We start from the raw sequence: 20,482 nt of genomic DNA on the forward strand, positions 1-20,482 counted from the left end.
TATCGCCAATACGCCCAGCAGGACTTCTCAAGAGTGGGGAATTGCATTTTAAAACTGCTTACTTACAGGTTACTGCCCAAACATCTCACGCAACCAGCCCGGAGCCTCTTCTTTACCTTCCTCAATTGGCTGCTGCACAGATTGTAAACATAAAGCCTGTGGATCATCTGTCCAAACTGGTAAGATCCTGATGCCACCTCCGGCACAATTAAAAGAGCCATCTTCGTTGACTGATATATCCACAATACCTTCTGGTGGCTGGTTATTCAGTATCAGGGGAGCCTCATTCGCCAGATAACGATCGTAAATCTTCAGCGCTCCTGTTGCTCCTGTCAGATTGGTCGGGCCGTTGTTATCACGACCAGCCCAGACAATCGCGACTTCTTTACCATCGATTCCGGCAAACCATGTATCACGCAGATCATTGGTCGTTCCCGTTTTCCCCGCCAGATTATATTTGCCATATTTTCCGATCAGTGAACGGCCCGTTCCCCGCGCAATAACCTGCTGCATACCATATAACGTTAAATAAGCTGCTTGGGCAGGTACAGCCCTTTCCGCCTGAGGATAGCTTTGGTAAACCACGGTGCCATCCTCAGCAATGATAGAGCGTAATGCAGAAAGTTTGGCACGATTTCCTCCACTGGCAATGGTCTGAAACTCCTGAGCCATTTCCATTGGTGTCAAGTTGATAGCCCCTAGCAGCATAGCTGGCACCTTCTGGATCTCTTTAGCCGGAATACCAAGTGAAACCAAAGTATTGGCAATATGATCTAACCCCACATCCATCCCCAAATTGATAGTCGGGATATTTATTGAACGTGCCAACGCATCTATTAACATAGCTCGTCCACTGAAAGTGCGGCTAAAGTTTCTCGGCTCCCACGGTTTCCCACCAGCCTGAGGTATTGAGATAGGTTCATCCGCCAGCCAGGTATTCAAACGATATTTATCAGGTTCACTCAATGCGGTCAGGTAAGTTGCAGGCTTAGCAAGCGAACCAATTAAGCGACGAGCATCCATCGCACGGTTAAAACCCGCATATTGTGGCTGCGAACCACCAACCATCGCCCGGACTTCACCACTGAAACGATCAACAACGACCATAGCACCTTCTAAATCAGGCACCTTGCGCGATTTGCGTAGATCAGCAACACCTTGTTCTATTGCTTTCTCCGCAGCATCTTGTGCAACCGGATCTAACGTAGTAAAGATTTTTACACCGGATAAATCATTAACTTTATCACCCAGCTTTTCCTGTAATTCCTGACGCACCATCTGCATAAATGCCGGTTGTGGCGTTATCACCCCGCTTTTCGGTTTTACGCCAAGTGGACGAGCACTCAGCAGATCATACAGTTCCTGATCGATAACTTTTCGGTTCTGGAGGATTTTCAATACAACATTACGGCGTCCCAGTGCGGTTTTAGGATTACGCCAAGGGTTATACCACGAAGCCCCTTTAACCATCCCTACCAATAATGCTTGCTGATCCAGACTCAATTCATCAATCGGACGCCCGAAATAATAAAGACTTGCTAACGGGAAACCCCGGATCTGCTCATCACCACTCTGCCCTAAGTTAACTTCATTCAGGTAGAGTTCAAGAATGCGATCCTTGCTGTAGCGAGCATCCAGCAATAATGCCATTAAGGCTTCATTGGCTTTACGGCTTAAGGTACGTTCGTTAGTCAGAAATAAATTTCTGACTAACTGCTGAGTTAAGGTACTTCCCCCCTGAACTGCACGGCCTGCCAGCAGGTTTGCTAATGCTGCACGGATAATCGAAAGTGGCCGTACCCCATCATGTTCATAAAAATAGCGGTCTTCCGTTTCTAACAGAGTCTGAATCAACAAATCAGGAAAACCGGAACGTGGGACAAACAGCCTTTGTTCCCCATTCGCGGATTGCATCATTGTGATCAATTTTGGGTCTAGGCGGAAGAAACCAAACTGACGGTGGTTTTCCATGTTTTCAATGCTGGCCAAATGATTGTCATTGAAAGTTAAACGAGCCTGAATTTGCCCCTCTTTACCATCAGGAAAATCAAAAGGCCGACGCAACATTTCAATACCATTGCCCCTGACCACAAACTCACCTGCGCGGGTTATTTTAGTCACCTGCCGATACTGCATACCTTCCAATAACCGAACCATTTCAGCCTTACTGTAATTCATGCCCGGCTCAAGGTTTACCATACGGCCATATACCGCAGCAGGAAGATCCCAAACTTTGCCATCAATGCGATGGCGAATTTTGTTATCCAGATAAAAACCATATATAACAATGAGTACTGTCAACACAATAAAGATTTTCAATAGCAGCAGCCAGACCCATTTTCCCCGCCTTTTTACCTGCGAGGATTTGTTCCCTTTTTTCGTCATGACTTCATCCTCATCGTCGTTATCGTTATCGTTATCGTTATCGTTATCATTTTCGCCTTCAAAATCATCATAGTCATAATCATCCCGTCGATGACGTTTATTCGCCTGATGCCCACGACGATGTCCCGATTTTTTACCCTTACGTCCGATTGGCTGACGATCATCATCAGACATACCGAATTCTCCAATTGTTCATGAAACGTATAAATATGAATTTATTCAAATGATTACATATATTTTTTCACGCGCCTCGTCGGCGCTGCATTAGCAGGATCATCTGGCCATAAATGCTTGGGATAACGCCCTTTCATCTCTTTTTGTACCTCTCGATAAGCTCCCCGCCAAAATGCCGCGAGATCTTGGGTGATCTGTAATGGACGATGAGCCGGAGACAACAACTCAACAACGACAGGAATTCGCCCTTTCGCCAAAACCGGATTTTGCTGCTCGCCGTACATTTCCTGCATTCTGACTGACAATACGGGTGGCTTATCGTAGAAATATTCAACGCTGATCCGGCTTCCAGTTGGCACAGTGTAATTAGTAGGCAATTCATTATCCAGTATTTGCCGCTGCTGCCAATCAAGAAGAGTCACAAGAGCTGATGACAGCTCAACTTGTCGCAATCTCTTCAAATCTTGCACATGTTCCATTTCCAGTGCAGGTTGCAGCCACTGGTCAAGAGAATCCAGTAAAGCATCATCATCAACAGCAGGCCATTCAATTTCCGGCAGCCATTCTGCTGCCCGTTGCAAACGAATTCGCAACTGCGATGCTTCCTGTGACCAAGTCAGAGCCGCCAGTCCCTCCTGCCGGACCCAATTTAGCAGGGCTTCCTGCAATTCAGTCACAGAAGGTTTTGCCAAAGGCTGTGCCTTAACCGTCAAACGTCCACATTTCAGCCGTTTCCATGCACGCAGCGTTCCCTTATTATCATCCCATTCAATAGCTGTCTGTTCTGTAAACAAAGCAGGATATTGCCTGATTATTTGTTCAATATTCAACGGACAGGCAAGCAGAATGCGTGCATCCGGTGTTTTGCTACCTTGCTGCAATGTCGGTGCTACCAGCCATGTTTCACCTGAAAGCGACTCTTCCCGCGCCAGTACAGCACCCAAGCCGGTAGCAAGTTGAAAACGCCCAAGGTTGTCACGATTTTTCGCAATTCTGTCAGGAAACCCCTGCACCAATAACTCAGGCACATACTCCAGATTAATACTGTTAGAATCCGCAACAGTATAATCTGCCAGGCTCCTGACCAGATTTCTGAATAGTTGTTTTGCCCGTTGCTGCCAATGAGACTGATTGGAAGTAAGACAATGGGTGAGATCCGGTTGCCCCCATCGTGGCGGCTCCTCAAGGATCGCGACCAGTTTTGCTGCTGTTGCCAGTACTTCCCCTGTCGATTCTTTCTCCGCACATGATCCTTTACCTAAACACCATTCTCTTGCCAGACATAAAATAGCGGCCAAACGAGGCTCGCAACCGGATTCGGTCATTCGCCAACCACGGGCAGTTAATTGTTGCTTGTCATCCAGTGCTCCCAATCGAGTAAGTAGAGATTGGGCAACAGTCAGGACGGCTTGTGGTGGATTGTCTAACCAATGTAACTGGCTACTATCACGACACCCCCACTGCAATAAAGAAAGCAGCAAATTGCTCAAATCTGAGTGCAGAATTTCCGGTTCACTGTGCTCTGTAGCACGCTCAGCCTGCTCTTGACTAAATAAATGCCAACACACGCCAGCTTCCAACCTGCCTGCTCGACCAGCCCGTTGAATCATTGATGCCTGACTAATGCGTTGGGTAATCAAACGGGTTAAGCCGCTCTTCGGTTCAAATCGGCTGGTACGTTCCAGACCACTGTCCACCACCAGACGAATTCCCTCAATCGTCAGACTGGTTTCTGCAATGTTAGTCGCCAGTACCACCTTACGCATTCCTGCCGGAGCGGGCGCTATTGCTTTGCGCTGTTCTGCTAGTGATAAAGCTCCGTATAGTGGGCACAATAATATATCGTTATTAACCTTGCCCTCCAACTGAGCCAATACACGCTGAATTTCACCCATTCCGGGTAAAAATAGCAGTAAGGAGCCTGTCTCCTGCTGCAATAAACGTAATACTACGGAAACTACTGCTTGTTCAAAAGGCAGATGGGCAGGGAGTGGCTGGTAACTTCTCACCACTGGATAACTGCGGCCTTCTGATACAACCACAGGTGCTTCAGGTAACAGAGAAGAAAGGCGCTGATTATCCAGCGTGGCTGACATGACCAAAATACGCAAATCATCGCGCAACCCTTCCTGCACATCCAGCAACAGAGCCAGCGCAAGATCGGCCTGTAAGCTGCGTTCGTGAAATTCATCAAGAATGACGAGAGAGACATCACTCAATTCAGGATCTTGTTGCAGCATCCGGGTCAAAATGCCTTCAGTCACCACTTCAAGGCGTGTGGAGACACTAACTTTAGTCTCCGAACGCATTCGGTAACCTACCGTCATACCTACTGGTTCATTCAATTGCTCTGCCAGACGTTCAGCAACACTACGTGCAGCAATACGCCGTGGTTCCAACATAATGATACGTCCGCTAAACCGGGTATTATTCAGGATTGCCAGCGGTAATCCTGTTGATTTTCCTGCGCCTGTCGGAGCATGTAATAAAACCTGTTTCGAGGTCTCCAACTGAGTTATGACAGAGTCTACAACGTCATAAATAGGTAATAACAAAGGTTCACCATAGCGATTAACTTTCAAGGGCTGTCATTGTAGCATTGGCGATTTTAATTTCAGTTCACGTTTAATTTCATCTTCATGTTTAATTTTAGTTCATGCTCAAGTTACTTCATGCAAATGACTTAATGATAGTGAACCTGTTAGTTATAAAGGAAAGTTTATGGAATTTTCGCCACCATTGAAGCCTGCTACATTAATTCGTCGCTATAAACGTTTTCTGGCTGATGTTCTCACTCCAGAAGGTGAAACGCTCACTATACACTGTGCCAATACCGGCGCGATGACAGGCTGCGCAACACCCGGAGATACTGTTTGGTATTCCACATCAGACAATCCCAAGCGTAAATATCCCAATAGCTGGGAGCTGACACAAACCCAAAACGGGCATTGGATTTGTGTGAATACACTGCGGGCTAATGATCTGATTTATCAGTCTATTGGAAAAAATCTAATTTCAGAATTATCCGGCTACGAAAAAATCAGCCGCGAAGTGAGATATGGAAAAGAGAAAAGCAGGATAGATTTATTGTTAGAGTCAAAACAAAAAGTTAATTGCTATATTGAAGTAAAATCGGTCACCTTATTACAAGGCAATATAGGATATTTCCCTGATGCAGTGACAATTCGTGGGCAAAAACATTTACGTGAACTATCATTGATAACGCAACAGGGACAGCGTGCTGTCCTGTGCTTTGCTGTTTTACATTCCGGTATCAGTCAAGTGACAGCAGCAAAACATATTGACCACGATTATGCTTTTCTTTTGGAACAAGCATGCAATTTAGGGGTCGAAGTAATTTGTTACGGGGCCAGCATGACAGAAAACAGGATGGTTCTAAGTCACAAATTACCTTTTGTATCAATGGGATAATTTGTAAACAGATCATGCTGATGAGGTAAGTTTTGCAGCATATTTAGGCAGTAAACACGGCTGCCTTCACACCATTGCAAAACTAATGGTAGGAATAATTGCCAACCTCGCAGTCATCTGCTATTTATAGCGGCCTATTTTTTCCCCCTACTGTTGGGGGGTCGTTTGATAGTGCGTGTGTAAGGAGAAGCATTATGCAAAAAGGGCAAAAACGTAAAACCTCGTCCTTGAGCATTCTCGCCATCGCTGGGGTAGAACCTTACCAGGAAAAGCCAGGCGAAGAATACATGAACGATGCCCAGTTAACGCATTTCAAGCTGATTCTGGAAGCATGGCGCAATCAACTCAGGGATGAAGTAGACCGTACTGTATCTCATATGCAAGATGAGGCAGCGAACTTCCCTGATCCGGTTGACCGTGCGGCGCAAGAAGAAGAATTCAGTCTTGAATTACGTAATCGGGATCGTGAACGTAAGTTGATCAAGAAGATCGAGAAAACGCTGAAGAAAGTCGAAGATGATGATTTCGGCTACTGTGAATCCTGTGGGGTTGAAATCGGCATTCGTCGTTTAGAAGCTCGCCCTACAGCTGATTTATGTATTGACTGTAAAACGTTAGCTGAAATTCGCGAAAAGCAAATGGCTGGCTAACCGATGGGTTGAGTACGGCGCTGAAAGGCGCCGTATGCTCCCTTAACTGATCCTGACATGACTCAATCCGAATCCGAACATTTTCTATTGTATAAACATTCTCCGTTGTATATTGGGCGTTTTGCGCCATCCCCATCTGGCGATCTCCATTTTGGTTCTCTGGTGACAGCACTGGGCAGTTACTTACAGGCACGTGCTTACCAAGGAAAATGGCTGATGCGTATTGATGACATCGATCCTCCACGGGAAGTTCCCGGCTCAGCAAGTCGGATATTGCAAGCATTAGAGCACTACGGCCTTTACTGGGACGGAGAAGTATTGTACCAATCCCAACGCCACGAAGCTTACCGAGCGATACTTGAGCAGCTACTACAACAGGGAAATAGTTATTACTGTACCTGTACCCGCCAGCGCATTCAGCATTTGGGCGGATTTTATGATGGCTACTGCCAGCATTTGCACCTGCCAGCCCATAATGCCGCCATTCGCCTGCAACAACAGTCTCCTGTTTATAGTTTTTACGACAAATTGCAGGGAAATATCACCGTATCTGCAAAAATGGCTGAAGAAGATTTCATTATTTATCGCAAAGATGGTCTATTTGCCTATAATCTTGTCGTTGTTATTGACGATAACTATCAAGACATCACTGAAATTGTCAGAGGAGCAGATTTGATCGAACCTACAGTTCGTCAAATATCTTTATATCGGTATCTGAATTTTAAAACGCCAGATTATGTACATTTACCTCTTGTATTAAATAAAGAGGGAAATAAACTTTCCAAACAAAATCATGCAAAACCGATCCCTCTTGATGATCCACGTCCATTGCTTATTGATGCGTTATCATTTTTAAACCAGCCAACCATCACAGGCTGGCAAGATCTCACCACAGATCAATTATTAAAACAGGCTATCGTTGGTTGGAATATAAATCATGTTCTGCCCCAAAATATAATCAATAGACAATTTAAATAAAGTGTTGCTATTGGCACGACAAGCATTCTCAAAGAATGTTCAGTAAGTTATGATTAGCGGCTGTTTTTTGTTTTAATTTGATTCGTCACTATCGAGGTGTACCATTTTTAACCGAGTAGCAACTTTCTGCCGTAATTTACTGATCCGCGAAACCAAGATAAAACGCGAAGCACAGGCAGCCAGTGAAAGGCCAGTCACCGTATCTGACCATTCTGCTCAAACAGAGAGCAGCACTCTGCCTAAACGTCGCAGAGTGAATCGCATATCTTCATCAAATGCCGAAAACATCAAAATGAAGAAAACATCTGGAAAGGCAAAACCTTCTTCCCCCCTAATCACCGTGATCCCACGGGAACAGCACCCTATTTCACGCAAAGATATCAGTGAAAATGCATTGAAGGTTCTATACCGCCTGAATAAATCTGGTTTTGAGGCTTATTTGGTAGGCGGCGGTGTACGTGACTTATTACTGCACAAAAAACCGAAAGATTTCGATATTGCCACCAACGCAACACCAGAGCAAGTACGTAAGTTATTCCGTAACTGCCGCCTTGTTGGTCGCCGTTTTCGCCTTGCCCACATTATGTTTGGGCCAGATGTGATTGAAGTTGCCACATTCCGTGGGTCACATGAACAAACTGAATGCAATGACAGCAATCAGTCACACAAAGCGCAAAGTGGAATGTTACTGCGTGACAATATCTTTGGTTCAGTGGAAGAAGACGCCGCTCGCCGCGATTTCACTATCAATAGCCTCTATTACGGTATTGAAGATTTCGCACTGCGGGATTATGTCGGTGGAATGGCCGATCTGGAAGAAGGTATCATTCGCCTGATTGGTGATCCGGAAACCCGCTATCGCGAAGATCCGGTACGGATGCTGCGTGCCGTCCGTTTCGCCAGCAAGCTAAACATGACTATCGAAGAGACCACTGCCGAACCTATCCTACATCTTGCATTTCTGTTGAAAGAGATCCCACCAGCCCGTCTATTTGATGAATCTCTGAAACTACTACAGGCAGGACACGGTCACAGTACTTATAAGCTACTGCGTGAATACCAGCTATTTGAACCATTATTCCCGCTAATCCAACGTGGATTCACCCAACGCGGTGACTCAGCAATGGAAAAATTGTTGGAGCAGGTATTAAAAAATACCGATTATCGCCTCCAGAATGACAAACGGGTCAATCCTGCTTTCTTATTTGCGGCAATATTATGGTATCCACTGATTGAACATGCGGAAAAACTGACGCAGGAAGGGGGATTACAGTATTACGATGCCTTTGCTCTGGCGATGAATGATATTCTTGATGAACAGTGCCGTTCAATTGCCATTCCAAAACGCCATACCACAACTATGCGTGATATTTGGCTATTGCAGCTTCGTCTACCGCGCCGTCAGGGGAAACGAGCAAATAAATTGATGGAGCATCCAAAATTCCGTGCTGCTTTTGATTTATTGGAATTACGCGCCAGCATTGAACCACGTCATGAACTGAAAGAACTGGTGCACTGGTGGATAGAATTCCAACAATCGACACCTTCACAACAGCGGGGCATGATCTCTGAGCTTGGCAGTGAGCCTGTTCGTCGCAGAACGCGCCAGCACCGTGGTGGTATTAATCGTCCTCGCTATAACAGGAATTAACAGGAATCATGTTTAATATCATGACCCGGGTTTATATCGCTATTGGCAGTAATCAGGCGGATCCTTTGCAGCAAGTTGATAATGCACTTACTGCCCTGGAAACCATCCCTGACACGACTTTTATTGCACGTTCCTCATTTTATCGAACTAAACCGATGGGGCCACAGGATCAGCCAGATTATCTCAACCTGGCTGTTGCATTGGATACTCACTTACCACCAGAAACATTACTTGATCACACTCAGGCGATAGAGCTGGCTCAAGGCCGTATCCGCAAAGACGAACGTTGGGGGCCGAGAACACTTGATTTGGATATCATGTTATTCGGTGATCAAGTGATTAATACTGAACGCCTGACTATTCCCCACTACGGTTTAAAACAACGCGAATTTATGCTTTATCCGCTTGCAGAAATTGCACCGGATCTCGTGTTTCCTGATAAAGAAACATTGGCAGAACGATTAAAACATGTTCCAGAAAATGGCCTGACGTTTTGGTTGTAGCGCAGTAGTTTTATGAAGGAAAAGTAACACAACATCTCATACAGCCGTGGCCGATTTCTGGATAATCTGAGCCTGTTTCATCAGGTATCGCCTTTGATACCCGAATGAACCAAGCTCTATACCCAAAAAGACAAAGGGTATAACTATTCAGGAGATAATTAATGAAACCAATATCTCTGGCTGACCTGAGCCAGTTAAAAAAAGAGAAACGTAAGTTTGCTACAATTACGGCTTACGATGCTAGCTTCGCTCACCTGTTTGCTGCCCAAGGCATCAATGTCATGCTTATTGGCGATTCACTCGGCATGACCGTGCAAGGGTTTGATTCTACCTTACCGGTTACAGTTGAAGATATTGCCTACCATACCCGAAGCGTCCGCTCTGGTGCTCCCCATGCTTTTCTGATCGCCGATATGCCTTTCATGAGTTATGCCACTCCAGAGCAAGCCTGCAATAATGCCGCTGTTTTAATGCGTTCAGGCGCTAATATGGTTAAAATTGAAGGTGGAAGCTGGCTGTGCGAGACAGTAAAAATGCTGACTGACCGTTCTGTTCCCGTTTGTGGGCATCTGGGGCTGACACCACAAGCCGTTAACATATTAGGGGGCTACAAAGTACAGGGACGTGATGAGCCCACAGCTCAACAATTAATTAACGATGCTATTGCCTTAGAAAAATCGGGAATGCAGTTATTGGTGCTGGAATGTGTACCAACAGAACTGGCGCGGAAAGTGACCGAAGCGCTGGAAATCCCGGTTATTGGCATTGGTGCGGGCAATCAAACTGATGGTCAGATCCTCGTCATGCATGATGCTTTAGGCATTACCGCGAAACCACCGAAATTTGCCAAAGATTTTCTCAAAGAGACTGGCAACATAAGGGATGCCATCAACCAGTACATCAAACAGGTGGAAAACGGCACTTACCCCGATCAAGCACATTCATTCAACTAATTATATACCCTATGGATTTCAAGAAAGACGACGGGTATACCCAGCATGACGGCCAATTATAAAGGAGTAGAGCAATGCTGATTACAGAAACAATCCCCATTTTACGCCGTGAACTCCGTCGTTGGCGCCAGGCCGGAAAACGAATTGCCTTTGTGCCTACGATGGGCAATCTGCATGATGGTCATATGGCTCTGGTTGATACCGCCAAAGCTCAGGCTGACGTAGTGATTGTGAGCATTTTTGTCAATCCAATGCAATTTGATCGCGAAGATGACTTAATCAACTACCCGCGAACTCTACAGGAAGATTGCGAAAAACTGAGTCGCCACAATGTTGAGATAGTTTTTGCTCCTAATGCCAACGAAATGTACCCGAACGGCTTAAACGGCAAACAGACTTTTGTTGAAGTACCTGAACTCTCTTATATGCTTGAAGGTACAAGTCGGCCGGGGCATTTCCGCGGAGTCACCACGGTTGTCAGCAAACTGTTCAACCTGATCCAGCCTGATCTGGTTTATTTCGGTGAAAAAGATTTTCAACAGTTGCAGGTTATCCGAAAAATGATTGCTGATATGGCTTATGATATCACTTTGGTTTCCGTACCTATCGTCCGTGATAAAAATGGGCTGGCACTCAGTTCACGCAACAATCTCCTGTCTCCAGAAGAGAAAAAATTAGCGCCACGATTAAACCAAGTTATGCAATATGCGGCTGAAAGGTTGAGAAATGGTGAACGGGATATTGAACAGTTGCTTGAAATAATATCCACTCATCTACGCGAAGAAGGTTTTATGCCGGATGAGATATTTATTCGTGATGCAGAAAATCTGAAACCTTTAACATCACAGAGCAAAAAGGCTGTGATCCTGATGGCGGCATGGTTAGGGAAAACACGCCTGATTGATAATCAGCAGGTTGACTTAACTGCGTGATTTTATCCTGGGGATGTGAACCACTACATGATCCACATCCCCGTGAAAAAACATATTGCCTGTGCAGGTAAATGTTCGCAGCGCCACTTGGTCTCTTGATAATACCTCAACAACTTCGCCTTAAAACCTCCTCAATCCATGTTAATTAATCAGGGTAACTCAGAGCCTTACTGCTTGATAAAGCAGAAGATTGGGTAAATTCAGAAAGGTGCAGAGTATGCAGTATTTCACCGACAACAGTCACTGCATGTTCTGCCACCTGCGGCAACCTCATCAACTCACCGAAACGGCCACGTGCAGCAGGGCCAACCACCAACAGCGTTGGGTTACTGACGATACCAGTTATCAAAATCTCCTTCTTCCATATCACTGAGCTGCACTTCATGCTCTTAACTCCGATATTAACTGTTGTTCAAGTACCCGGACACGAGGGATAATCTCCCGTCCAAAGAATTCAACCTCCTCCTGACAATGGAGAAATCCCAGCAACAATAGATCCACACCCACTCTCTTATAGTCGATAATCCGTTCAGCTATTTGTTGCGGTGTACCAATCAGCTTCGGTTTAAAGCCATCATTGTACTGTACCAAATCATCAAAGCTGGTTTTCGCCCAGTTTCCTTCTTTTTCTGGTGAAGCCAAGCCCGCATTCTGTGTCTCATGCTGAAAACCTTTCACTGCTTCCACATCAGCGTGATCAATGATCTCTTGCAGCACCTGCTGTGCCTGTTGCTCACTGTCTCTGGCAATCACAAACGCATTCATACCAATTTTTACTGAGCGATCATTTTGCCGGGATTTAACCTGAATATCTTCGATCTGCTGACTCACGCCTTCTACGCTATTACCGTTAGTGAAGTACCAGTCAGAAACCCGTGCAGCCATGTCCCGTGCGGCACGTGAGCTACCTCCCTGAAAAATTTCCGGCTGTGGATGAAGAGGTTTCGGTTTTAAGCTGTAATTCCGAAAACGATAAAAATCTCCGGCAAAAGTGAACTGTTCTTTCTGCCAGATCCCCCGCAGACAGCGAATAAATTCCTCAGAGCGTAAATAGCGCTCTTCATGATCGAGCCAGGGTTCACCAATGGCTTTAAACTCACCACGAAACCAACCACTGACAATGTTCACGGCAATACGTGCATCGGAAAGGTGGCTGATAGTAGCTATCTGCTTGGCAGCCAGTGCAGGATTCCAAGGACCGGGCAATAACGCAGCAATGACTTTCAACTTTTCAGTTGCCGCCAGCAAATCCTGAGAAAAAGTCACGGATTCGTGCTGATTTTCGGCGCCATATCCGGCAGTAAAACGAATTTGTGTCAAAGCATAATCAAATCCGGCGTGTTCGGCGATCTGTGCTAACTGCCGATTATATAGTGCATCCCACTGAGTGCGCTGAGGAATTTTACTGACTACCAAGCCGCCAGAAACATTGGGCACCCAATAAGCAAATTGTAATGGAGAGGGATAATGTGCTGTTGTCATGATTGGTTCTATGAAGCGTCCCGTTTGCAAAACAATGCCGTCACTTATACAAACAATACCATTGCCTCAGCAACCTTTCAGCCTTCATCCTCTGGTAACACGTTAATCTTTATCAGTATCCTCACTAACTGGCACTGACGTAATCTTTTTGGTGTTCCTGTTTGGCCAAGCGCTCCGCACCACCAACGCTCTCACCAAAAGGCCCTGTATTAACAGAACGAATTGTTGGACTATGACTATTTGTTGTTGTTGCCTGCAACGGATTTGCCCGCAACAGTGGCATAACTAATTCCGCAAATCGGTGCACTTCTTCAAGATGCGGGTAACCGGAAAAGATAAAATTGCTGATCCCCAATGCCTGATATTCACGGAGCCGTTCAGCCACTTGCTCTGGACTTCCAACCAATGCTGTTCCCGCTCCACCACGTACCAGACCAACTCCTGCCCACAAATTGGGAGCGATCCGCAAGTTATTTCTTGCCCCCTGATGTAATGCACTCATCCGTGCCTGTCCGGCAGAATCCATACGGGAAAAAATTTTCTGCGCTTGGGCGATTGTATCATCGTCCAAATGGGCTATCAGACGGTCTGCGGCAGCCCACGCTTCCTCTTCAGTTTCACGAACAATAATATGCAGGCGAATACCATATTCCAGCGTCCGGCCTTGTTGTTGGGCACGTTCACGCACTTGTTGCAGTTTTTCGGCAACTTATGCTGGCGGCTCTCCCCAAGTCAGATAGGTATCTACCTGACGAGCAGCCACATCAAGAGCATCTTCAGAAGAACCGCCAAAATAGAGTGGAGGGCCATTTTTCTGAACCGATGGAAACAATAACTCAGACCCTTCCACCTGTAAATATTTACCTTGATAATTCACTTTTTCACCCGCCAATAGACGCGAATAAATATCAAGAAATTCACTGGTAAGCTGATAACGTTCAGCATGGCTGAGAAAAATACCATCACCTTTATTTTCCACCGGATCTCCACCAGTCACTATGTTAATGAGCAACCTTCCTTCCGAAAGTCTGTCCAGCGTCGTTGTCATTCTTGCCGCCAGTGACGGTGGTGGCAGGCCTGGCCGCACCGCTACCAGAAAGCGCAAATTACGGGTGACTGATACCAAAGCAGAAGCAACCAGCTACGGATCTTCACAGCCTCTTCCCGTCGGGATCAAAACACCGTGATAACCAAGGCTGTCAGCAGCCAGTGCAATTTGTTGCAGGTAGGGAAGATCGACGGCTCGTCCACCTTGTGAGGCCTAATCCCTGCTGAACTAATGACAAATGTTTCAATGAAAAATTTAACCGAGGTCAGCATTCCCTCTACACGTCGAATTTATGAGCCAAAAGGGTTAATCAAAAGCTCACGTAACCAGGGAAATCAACGTCGTTTTCCTGCCATTGTTCTGCGTTATATCGCAATTATCAAGGTTGCACAAAGCTAATCCAGTTACGCGATAATCTGGATAGTTGCATCGGTTGTGGATGCCTTTCACTGACAGAGTACCCGCTACGCAACCCAAATGTATATTAGGAGAAAAAGGAGCAGGGCCGAAGATTTTATTGTAATAAGAATAATCCACTATTTCGACACCAATTCAAATTAATCTGGCAACTTCATTTTATGAGACTACAAAAAAATAAATCAGGGCTGCTTCTGAAAATCACTTATTAAAATTAATTTAATCCTTTTTAAGGGAGGCAGATATTTTTTGACACTATAATATCGTGTTATCTGTTTTTTATCTTATATCATTCAGCCTATTATTAATTTATCAACATTTAAATCTGTGTTCGGCCTATTTTTCATCAATTAATTTATTTTTAATAACACTGATAAATTATAGTTATTTTATTTCCTTAACTTTCTGGAATATTTAATGAAAAATATTTTTAAGAAATCATATCTTGCTATTACATTGACACTCGCAGGTATTATAGCAACTTCTACAATGTCCACTGCTTTGGTCCCACCGCGGGAAATATCATTAATAATATCCATGCTGCGGGTTATCAACCAGAAGAAGTAAAAGCCACATTACTGACACATATGCACCCAGACCATACTTGTGGCATTACTTCACTGGAAGGTAAAGCCATATTCCCAAATGCGACCGTATATATTTCTGAGGCAGAAAATAATTTCAGGTTGAACCCTCAGCTTGTAGCTTCAATTTCAGAAAAAAATCAGTCATTCGCTAACATGGTTCAGAAAGCTGTTGCACCGTATATTGCTGCAAAGGCATTTCGTATTTTTAAAAGTGGAGAAGAGATTATTTCCGGCATCAAAGCAATATCCACTTTTGGTCATACACCCGGTCATACTTGATACATTCAGGCAAAAGTCACATGCTGATTTTGGGTGATATCGTACATTTTTATGCGGTACAACTGGCACATCCAAAAATTTCTATTGAATTTGATGTGGATAACAATAAAGCCATTGAAGCACGTAAATCTATTTTCGAAAAAGCCTCACATCATCAATGGGTAATTGACGGTGCCCATTTACCCTTCCCTGGTATCGGACATATTCGTAAAGAGGAACAGGGATATAATTGGGTTCCGGTGGAATATTCAAGCCTCTTAAAAACAAGTAACTGATGTCCAGTGCGGGGATTGAAGTTGCTCTTTCCCTGCCTTAAGTGAGAATAAAAAATATCATTTTTCTACAGTTCATTATCATCCTTCAGATTTTTTAATAACATCATCTAGGTTATTGATTTTTAGGTCAGCATTAAGATATTCACTATTATCTGGCAGATGGATATTTATATCTTGTTTTAACTCATAACTTAAAAGACCATTATGTAACTCAAAATCAAGAACGTGCCCGCCATTTGTCCGGGTTTCATCAATAAAATGAATATGAAACCCTGCAACAGAAACACCGTGAAAGATATCTGGTGTCCAAAACCCAACCATCACACCGCAGATATCATGCAATGTCTCTTCGGATTGCTCTGTAACTGCTTCAATAAAGGGTTTTTCCTGGTAATTCATACGGCGAAACCAGATATTTTTAAAATTCCCTTCAATCTTTATCGCAGCAAAAATATTATCAATATTTACCTGAGTGGATAATTCGGAATAAAGAGATTTTTTGTTGATATTCGAAACGGGAAACTGTTCATTAGGATTGAAATATGTCAACTGTGCGAATGGCAACTGCTCGTGATCACAGAACCGACGCACATTACCCACCCCCTGAATTTCAAAAAAAGTATCATCCAGTGCAATCATTTCACCTGCGAGTGCATGTAAGTAGCCAATACCAAATGAGCCACCTTGACTGATTTCCGATATTGTAAACATTCCATCAAAAACGCCCGACATCAAAGCATGTATGGTGGAATACTGATTTATTATTCGGCTATTCATATGCCCTCTCTTACTACTTACTGTATATGCTGAAATTTTAAATCTATTGGATAGATTAGATATATCAAATGAATATTTCAGATTTTTTACTGCATAATGAATTAATATCGCTAGCCATTAGTCATTGTCAAGACAATTATATTTTCTACTAGCAATTTTAATTCCTTCCCACACCAATCATTAATATATCAAATAAGTGTATTTTATCTTCATACTTTATATTTATTAATTAATTAATGAAATTTAAATCACATTCTACTTTAAAGGAGATATATCTTATCAATTTAACTAATAATTCTTGATGACACATCAACTCATTTTTAATCTTATTCATCTTGAATAGCCACTTAAATAATTAATAAAAATTAACATTTAAATTTAGCAAAATAAAAAAATAATAATTCAATTAATTTTCATTAAGTTATTTTGAATGCAAGTTTAGATAATAAACTCAACATTATATTCATGGCAAAAATATATTTAACCCTATTGCATATACCTGTATATTATTAGTATGATTAAAAACTATATTTTAATGATAATTTCTCCTCAATGGATTATGTATGAATAAAATTTGTGCGTTATTATTCTTTGCTGTTATGCTTTGCAGCGGTTGTGCCACTATTGTTGGTAAAGAAACCCAGCTTGTCCAAATTAATAGCCAACCTTCAGGTGCAAAATTTTCAATCAAAGATGAAACAGGCACAGAAATTGCGCATGGTAATACACCACAAAGTGTGATGCTGGCAAAATCTGACGGTCACTATTTCCATCATTAAAGGGGATCAATGGCATTACTCGCATACCTGAATTGTTTTGTTCAAAGATAGGTAATTCATTAATTCGATGTAATACAAGCTGAAGTTGAGGCCCTGTTCCTTCCAAAGAAGTTGAAAAATCGACATTAAAACCTGTTGCAATTTTCTACAGTGTAGAAATCGTTGGACTTGATTGACCGCGTTCAATTTGCCCACGCATCGCCTTACTGACTCCCGTCAGTTTAGCCGCCTGGCTGAGGCTTGGCCCCCGCTCACTGAATCTTTTATTTTTATCCTTCAAAGTAGTACAAGATTACATCTTTCCATCTACCACCTATCAAATCCATAGCCATACTTATAGGACAAGGGTAACTCTTTCCATTCAATGAAACTTGGCAGGCCTCGCTTTTTGTAACCTCAACCATAAATTCCTGCCTACTATCTAACTGGATAGTTATTGTAATAGAAAAAAATCATCATAAACTAATTATAGAAACTATCAAATTGATAGATTTGAAAAATAATACCGTAAGGAAATTGAATATGCCTTTAATGATATTAGCTCACCCAAACTTTGAACAATCAATCGCTAATAGAAAAATTGTTGAGGAATTGAAAAATAGTAACATTGATCTTGAACTCCGTAATATTTATCAATTAAACCAAAATTACAATATTGATGCTAATTCGGAGCAAGAAGAATTATTAAGGCATGATTTAATAATTTTACAATATCCGATGTACTGGTTTAATATGCCCGCAATCTCTAAAATTTAGTTTGATCAAGTTTTCACTTATCAATTTGCATATAGTTCAAAAGGAGATAAATTAAAAAATAAAAAACTGCTGCCCAGTCTTACGATAGGGCAGCCGAGAAAAATTTTAAACAAGATAACTGCCCTTTGCTTATAGATAGATTTCTTAAATCCATTAAAAAATCAGCAGAATATTCACAAATGAAATATATAGATCCAGTTATTCTTTATGATATAACCACTGTTAGTGAACATACTGAGCACGAAATAAAAGAAAAATCTAAAGCTTATAGTAAAAAACTACAGAGAATAATTCAAAGCGATATGGAACGTTAATTATTTAACCAGCTTGCATTCACATAATTTCATTGGGAAATTTTGATTTCCATTATCTATTGTCAATCTTTTTGTTAAATGTTATTTTAATTGAAATAGTAAGCTCTCTATTTAAAATAGTTATATTGTATCATGATTACATATGGTAATTAAAATATACAATTCTAAGTAGAGGTTAACTTCGTCGGAATGTACATTGTTTATTAAATGGTTTTGGTATTCTGCACTTTAAGTTGTGTTCAGCTGTGGAATGAAATCTAATTAGGAAAAACTTGATGCTTTATATTGATATTACTATTAATAGTGCACTAATAATGAGAATGGATTATTATGAATTTAATTAGGTATCTTTGTGCTTACTCTTTGAAATTGCTGTGTTTTTCTATGGTAAGCGCATTAGTCGCTGGAAGTGCTGCAGCTTCACTGGTTGGTCTGGTGAGCAAAGCAATTGAGTCTCCTGGTTACTCTATTTCATATGTTTTTTTTATATTATGTTTAGTCTATTTTTTTAGTAAAGCTGCTGCAGAGATTGCGTTGCTACATTTGACCCAATCTGCAATATTATCACTACGTATCAGTCTTAGTAATAAACTACTGCGAACACCATTTAAAAAGCAGCAAGAGCTTGGACACCATGGTCTGTTCGCTGTTTTAACCAAAGATGTTGATGTGTTTTCAGATTCATGTAGGTCTGCGCCAATAGTATTGGGTAATACCATTCTTATTGTGGCTTGTCTTAGTTATTTGGCCTGGGTCTCTTGGGTGCTATTTTTGGTGCTGACAGTGTGTCTCGGCACACTGATGTATGGATTTCACATTTTAGAGAAAAAACCCTCTCAAATGCTGGACAAGGTCAGAGAGCAGGTTGATGGTATTTATCTTAATTTTCAGAATTTTATAAGTGGAAGTAAGGAGCTCCAGTTAAATACTCATCGTAGTAAATTATTTGTTAATCAAGTTATTATGCATGGCGCTGAGAATTTAAGAAAAATATTTATAAAGGGTCATACCAGATGGGCATGGTTAATAAATTCAGCAGATACTATGTTTTACGTAATAATTGGTTTTATGGTTTTTGTGGTACCCATTTGGTGGCCATCTGAACCAGGTGTTCTTGTCACGGTAGTCTTAGTTATGCTCTTTTTAGTTGGCCCTATTGGTGAAGTTATGGGAGCTATACCCGAGTTACGTATGGCAGAAGTATCCTTGAAAAGAATGAGGCAGCTAGATAAATATTTGCAGGAATCTCAGATTGTATATTCTGATAAGCCTAATCCTTTCTTAGAAGTAAATGAAAATAAGGTATTACTTGAATTACAAGATGTTATTCATCACTATTCGAGTGATAAGGACGATAGCCAATTCACTCTTGGGCCATTAAATCTTAAAATACACCATGAAGAGATTGTTTTTATTATAGGAGGTAATGGCAGCGGTAAAACCACTTTGGCAATGTTGTTGGTTGGTTTGTTTCAATGTGATTCAGGCTCTGTTGTATTAAATGGTGTATCAATGAACTCTTCTAACAATGAGTATTATCGACAATTTTTCTCTGCTGTTTTTTCTGATTTTCACTTGTTTGAAGAATTACTCACTGTAGATTCACATATTACTGATAAAGCCACTCACTACATTCAGAAATTGGGCATGGATCATAAAGTAAAAGTAGTAGATGGAAAATTCTCTACCATAAATATATCTACTGGTCAGCGTAAAAGATTAGCTTTAGTATCTGCTTATTTAGAGGATCGTCCTGTTTATATCTTTGATGAATGGGCAGCAGATCAAGACCCGGTTTTTAAAAAGGTGTTTTATACAGAATTATTACCTGAATTGAAGGCGCGTGGCAAAACCGTTATTGTTATTACTCATGATGACTCTTATTTTGGAGTGGCAGATAGAGTAGTGAAGATAGAAGATGGATATATAAAGGATATCTAAATCCCTACAGGATTCGATAAAACTTATTATTTTATTGTTTTTTAATTATTTTATTTAGTTCAATTATCGCTCATGACTCCAAAGCGTTGTAATGATGTTTTTCAATATATGCCCCAATCAGCTTTTCGTGGACTTCTATCGAACGTGAATAACAAATTGTTTTTCTTGC

General features: G+C 42.2%; 16 protein-coding genes and 5 pseudogenes. 13 read left to right on the top strand and 8 right to left on the bottom strand.

Annotated elements, in window-relative coordinates:
* Positions 1-69: 69 nt before the first annotated feature.
* Positions 70-2,559, bottom strand: a complete 2,490-nt coding sequence (gene mrcB / locus Xbud_RS10980) for a bifunctional glycosyl transferase/transpeptidase (RefSeq protein ID WP_099136110.1) — start codon at positions 2,557-2,559, stop codon at positions 70-72.
* A 53-nt stretch (positions 2,560-2,612) separates the two neighbouring features.
* The gene (hrpB, locus tag Xbud_RS10985) at positions 2,613-5,141 is read right to left on the bottom strand and encodes an ATP-dependent helicase HrpB (protein WP_244589919.1); all 2,529 of its coding nucleotides are present in this window, start codon (positions 5,139-5,141) and stop codon (positions 2,613-2,615) included.
* Between the two features lie 139 nt (positions 5,142-5,280).
* On the opposite strand from hrpB, the gene sfsA reads away from it, so the two are divergent.
* The 7 genes from sfsA to panC all read left to right on the top strand — a co-directional run bounded on the left by sfsA (position 5,281) and on the right by panC (position 11,658).
* The gene (sfsA, locus tag Xbud_RS10990) at positions 5,281-5,991 is read left to right on the top strand and encodes a DNA/RNA nuclease SfsA (protein WP_099136111.1); all 711 of its coding nucleotides are present in this window, start codon (positions 5,281-5,283) and stop codon (positions 5,989-5,991) included.
* Positions 5,992-6,185: 194 nt separating this feature from the next.
* The gene (gene dksA / locus Xbud_RS10995; protein WP_099136112.1) at positions 6,186-6,641 is read left to right on the top strand and encodes an RNA polymerase-binding protein DksA; all 456 of its coding nucleotides are present in this window, start codon (positions 6,186-6,188) and stop codon (positions 6,639-6,641) included.
* A 57-nt stretch (positions 6,642-6,698) separates the two neighbouring features.
* Complete coding sequence (gene gluQRS, locus Xbud_RS11000) at positions 6,699-7,619, top strand: tRNA glutamyl-Q(34) synthetase GluQRS (RefSeq protein WP_099136113.1); 921 nt, start codon at positions 6,699-6,701, stop codon at positions 7,617-7,619.
* A gap of 292 nt (positions 7,620-7,911) precedes the next feature.
* Positions 7,912-9,270 (top strand): polynucleotide adenylyltransferase PcnB, encoded by a 1,359-nt coding sequence (gene pcnB, locus Xbud_RS11005; protein WP_211283517.1) that lies wholly within the window; start codon positions 7,912-7,914, stop codon positions 9,268-9,270.
* A 20-nt stretch (positions 9,271-9,290) separates the two neighbouring features.
* Complete coding sequence (gene folK / locus Xbud_RS11010) at positions 9,291-9,773, top strand: 2-amino-4-hydroxy-6-hydroxymethyldihydropteridine diphosphokinase (RefSeq protein ID WP_099136126.1); 483 nt, start codon at positions 9,291-9,293, stop codon at positions 9,771-9,773.
* A 161-nt stretch (positions 9,774-9,934) separates the two neighbouring features.
* Positions 9,935-10,726: a 3-methyl-2-oxobutanoate hydroxymethyltransferase gene (gene panB / locus Xbud_RS11015; RefSeq protein WP_099136115.1), complete on the top strand. Its 792-nt coding sequence runs from the start codon at positions 9,935-9,937 to the stop codon at positions 10,724-10,726.
* A gap of 74 nt (positions 10,727-10,800) precedes the next feature.
* Complete coding sequence (panC, locus tag Xbud_RS11020) at positions 10,801-11,658, top strand: pantoate--beta-alanine ligase (RefSeq protein ID WP_099136116.1); 858 nt, start codon at positions 10,801-10,803, stop codon at positions 11,656-11,658.
* Between the two features lie 145 nt (positions 11,659-11,803).
* Here panC and Xbud_RS11025 read toward each other — a convergent pair.
* The 3 genes and pseudogenes from Xbud_RS11025 to ssuD all read right to left on the bottom strand — a co-directional run.
* A pseudogene (locus Xbud_RS11025) lies at positions 11,804-11,989 on the bottom strand (hypothetical protein); the annotation flags it as partial.
* A gap of 50 nt (positions 11,990-12,039) precedes the next feature.
* Complete coding sequence (gene sfnG, locus Xbud_RS11030) at positions 12,040-13,140, bottom strand: dimethylsulfone monooxygenase SfnG (RefSeq protein ID WP_099136118.1); 1,101 nt, start codon at positions 13,138-13,140, stop codon at positions 12,040-12,042.
* 124 nt (positions 13,141-13,264) lie between these two features.
* A pseudogene (gene ssuD, locus Xbud_RS11035) lies at positions 13,265-14,398 on the bottom strand (FMNH2-dependent alkanesulfonate monooxygenase); the annotation flags it as partial.
* A gap of 21 nt (positions 14,399-14,419) precedes the next feature.
* Here ssuD and Xbud_RS11040 point away from each other — a divergent pair.
* The 3 genes and pseudogenes from Xbud_RS11040 (at position 14,420) to Xbud_RS11050 (ending at position 15,746) form a co-directional block, all read left to right on the top strand.
* Positions 14,420-14,711 (top strand): annotated as a pseudogene (locus Xbud_RS11040) (MerR family transcriptional regulator).
* Between the two features lie 427 nt (positions 14,712-15,138).
* Entirely contained in the window at positions 15,139-15,471 is a 333-nt protein-coding gene (locus Xbud_RS11045; protein ID WP_280176109.1) for an MBL fold metallo-hydrolase, read from the top strand.
* A gap of 20 nt (positions 15,472-15,491) precedes the next feature.
* A complete protein-coding gene (locus tag Xbud_RS11050) occupies positions 15,492-15,746 on the top strand; it encodes an MBL fold metallo-hydrolase (protein WP_099136120.1) in 255 nt (84 codons plus the stop codon).
* 78 nt (positions 15,747-15,824) lie between these two features.
* Here Xbud_RS11050 and budA read toward each other — a convergent pair whose 3' ends face one another.
* Complete coding sequence (budA, locus tag Xbud_RS11055) at positions 15,825-16,523, bottom strand: acetolactate decarboxylase (RefSeq protein ID WP_099136121.1); 699 nt, start codon at positions 16,521-16,523, stop codon at positions 15,825-15,827.
* A 563-nt stretch (positions 16,524-17,086) separates the two neighbouring features.
* Between budA and Xbud_RS11060 the strand changes: the two are divergent.
* Positions 17,087-17,293, top strand: a pseudogene (locus Xbud_RS11060) (hypothetical protein); the annotation flags it as partial.
* Between the two features lie 157 nt (positions 17,294-17,450).
* Here Xbud_RS11060 and Xbud_RS21335 read toward each other — a convergent pair.
* Positions 17,451-17,582, bottom strand: a pseudogene (locus Xbud_RS21335) (helix-turn-helix domain-containing protein); the annotation flags it as partial.
* A gap of 242 nt (positions 17,583-17,824) precedes the next feature.
* Between Xbud_RS21335 and Xbud_RS20180 the strand changes: the two are divergent.
* The gene (locus Xbud_RS20180; protein ID WP_211283519.1) at positions 17,825-18,058 is read left to right on the top strand and encodes an NAD(P)H-dependent oxidoreductase; all 234 of its coding nucleotides are present in this window, start codon (positions 17,825-17,827) and stop codon (positions 18,056-18,058) included.
* 644 nt (positions 18,059-18,702) lie between these two features.
* Positions 18,703-20,313: a cyclic peptide export ABC transporter gene (locus Xbud_RS11075; RefSeq protein ID WP_099136122.1), complete on the top strand. Its 1,611-nt coding sequence runs from the start codon at positions 18,703-18,705 to the stop codon at positions 20,311-20,313.
* 70 nt (positions 20,314-20,383) lie between these two features.
* Here Xbud_RS11075 and Xbud_RS21340 read toward each other — a convergent pair.
* Positions 20,384-20,482, bottom strand: a 99-nt coding sequence (locus Xbud_RS21340; RefSeq protein ID WP_422645744.1) for an IS1 family transposase, incomplete at its 5' end; no start/stop codon positions are given.

It is taken from the genome of Xenorhabdus budapestensis (assembly GCF_002632465.1).
Lineage (GTDB): Bacteria > Pseudomonadota > Gammaproteobacteria > Enterobacterales > Enterobacteriaceae > Xenorhabdus > Xenorhabdus budapestensis.

What these genes read in the sequence shown, in the direction of transcription:
- panC (WP_099136116.1), top strand. Translation starts at nt 10,801, where the DNA reads ATGCTGATTACAGAAACAATCCCCATTTTACGCCGTGAACTCCGTCGT.
- folK (WP_099136126.1), top strand. Translation starts at nt 9,291, where the DNA reads ATGACCCGGGTTTATATCGCTATTGGCAGTAATCAGGCGGATCCTTTG.
- Xbud_RS11075 (WP_099136122.1), top strand. Translation starts at nt 18,703, where the DNA reads ATGAATTTAATTAGGTATCTTTGTGCTTACTCTTTGAAATTGCTGTGT.
- Xbud_RS20180 (WP_211283519.1), top strand. Translation starts at nt 17,825, where the DNA reads ATGCCTTTAATGATATTAGCTCACCCAAACTTTGAACAATCAATCGCT.
- budA (WP_099136121.1), bottom strand. Translation starts at nt 16,523, where the DNA reads ATGAATAGCCGAATAATAAATCAGTATTCCACCATACATGCTTTGATG.
- sfsA (WP_099136111.1), top strand. Translation starts at nt 5,281, where the DNA reads ATGGAATTTTCGCCACCATTGAAGCCTGCTACATTAATTCGTCGCTAT.
- sfnG (WP_099136118.1), bottom strand. Translation starts at nt 13,140, where the DNA reads ATGACAACAGCACATTATCCCTCTCCATTACAATTTGCTTATTGGGTG.
- mrcB (WP_099136110.1), bottom strand. Translation starts at nt 2,559, where the DNA reads ATGTCTGATGATGATCGTCAGCCAATCGGACGTAAGGGTAAAAAATCG.
- Xbud_RS11050 (WP_099136120.1), top strand. Translation starts at nt 15,492, where the DNA reads ATGCTGATTTTGGGTGATATCGTACATTTTTATGCGGTACAACTGGCA.
- panB (WP_099136115.1), top strand. Translation starts at nt 9,935, where the DNA reads ATGAAACCAATATCTCTGGCTGACCTGAGCCAGTTAAAAAAAGAGAAA.
- dksA (WP_099136112.1), top strand. Translation starts at nt 6,186, where the DNA reads ATGCAAAAAGGGCAAAAACGTAAAACCTCGTCCTTGAGCATTCTCGCC.
- gluQRS (WP_099136113.1), top strand. Translation starts at nt 6,699, where the DNA reads ATGACTCAATCCGAATCCGAACATTTTCTATTGTATAAACATTCTCCG.
- pcnB (WP_211283517.1), top strand. Translation starts at nt 7,912, where the DNA reads ATGAAGAAAACATCTGGAAAGGCAAAACCTTCTTCCCCCCTAATCACC.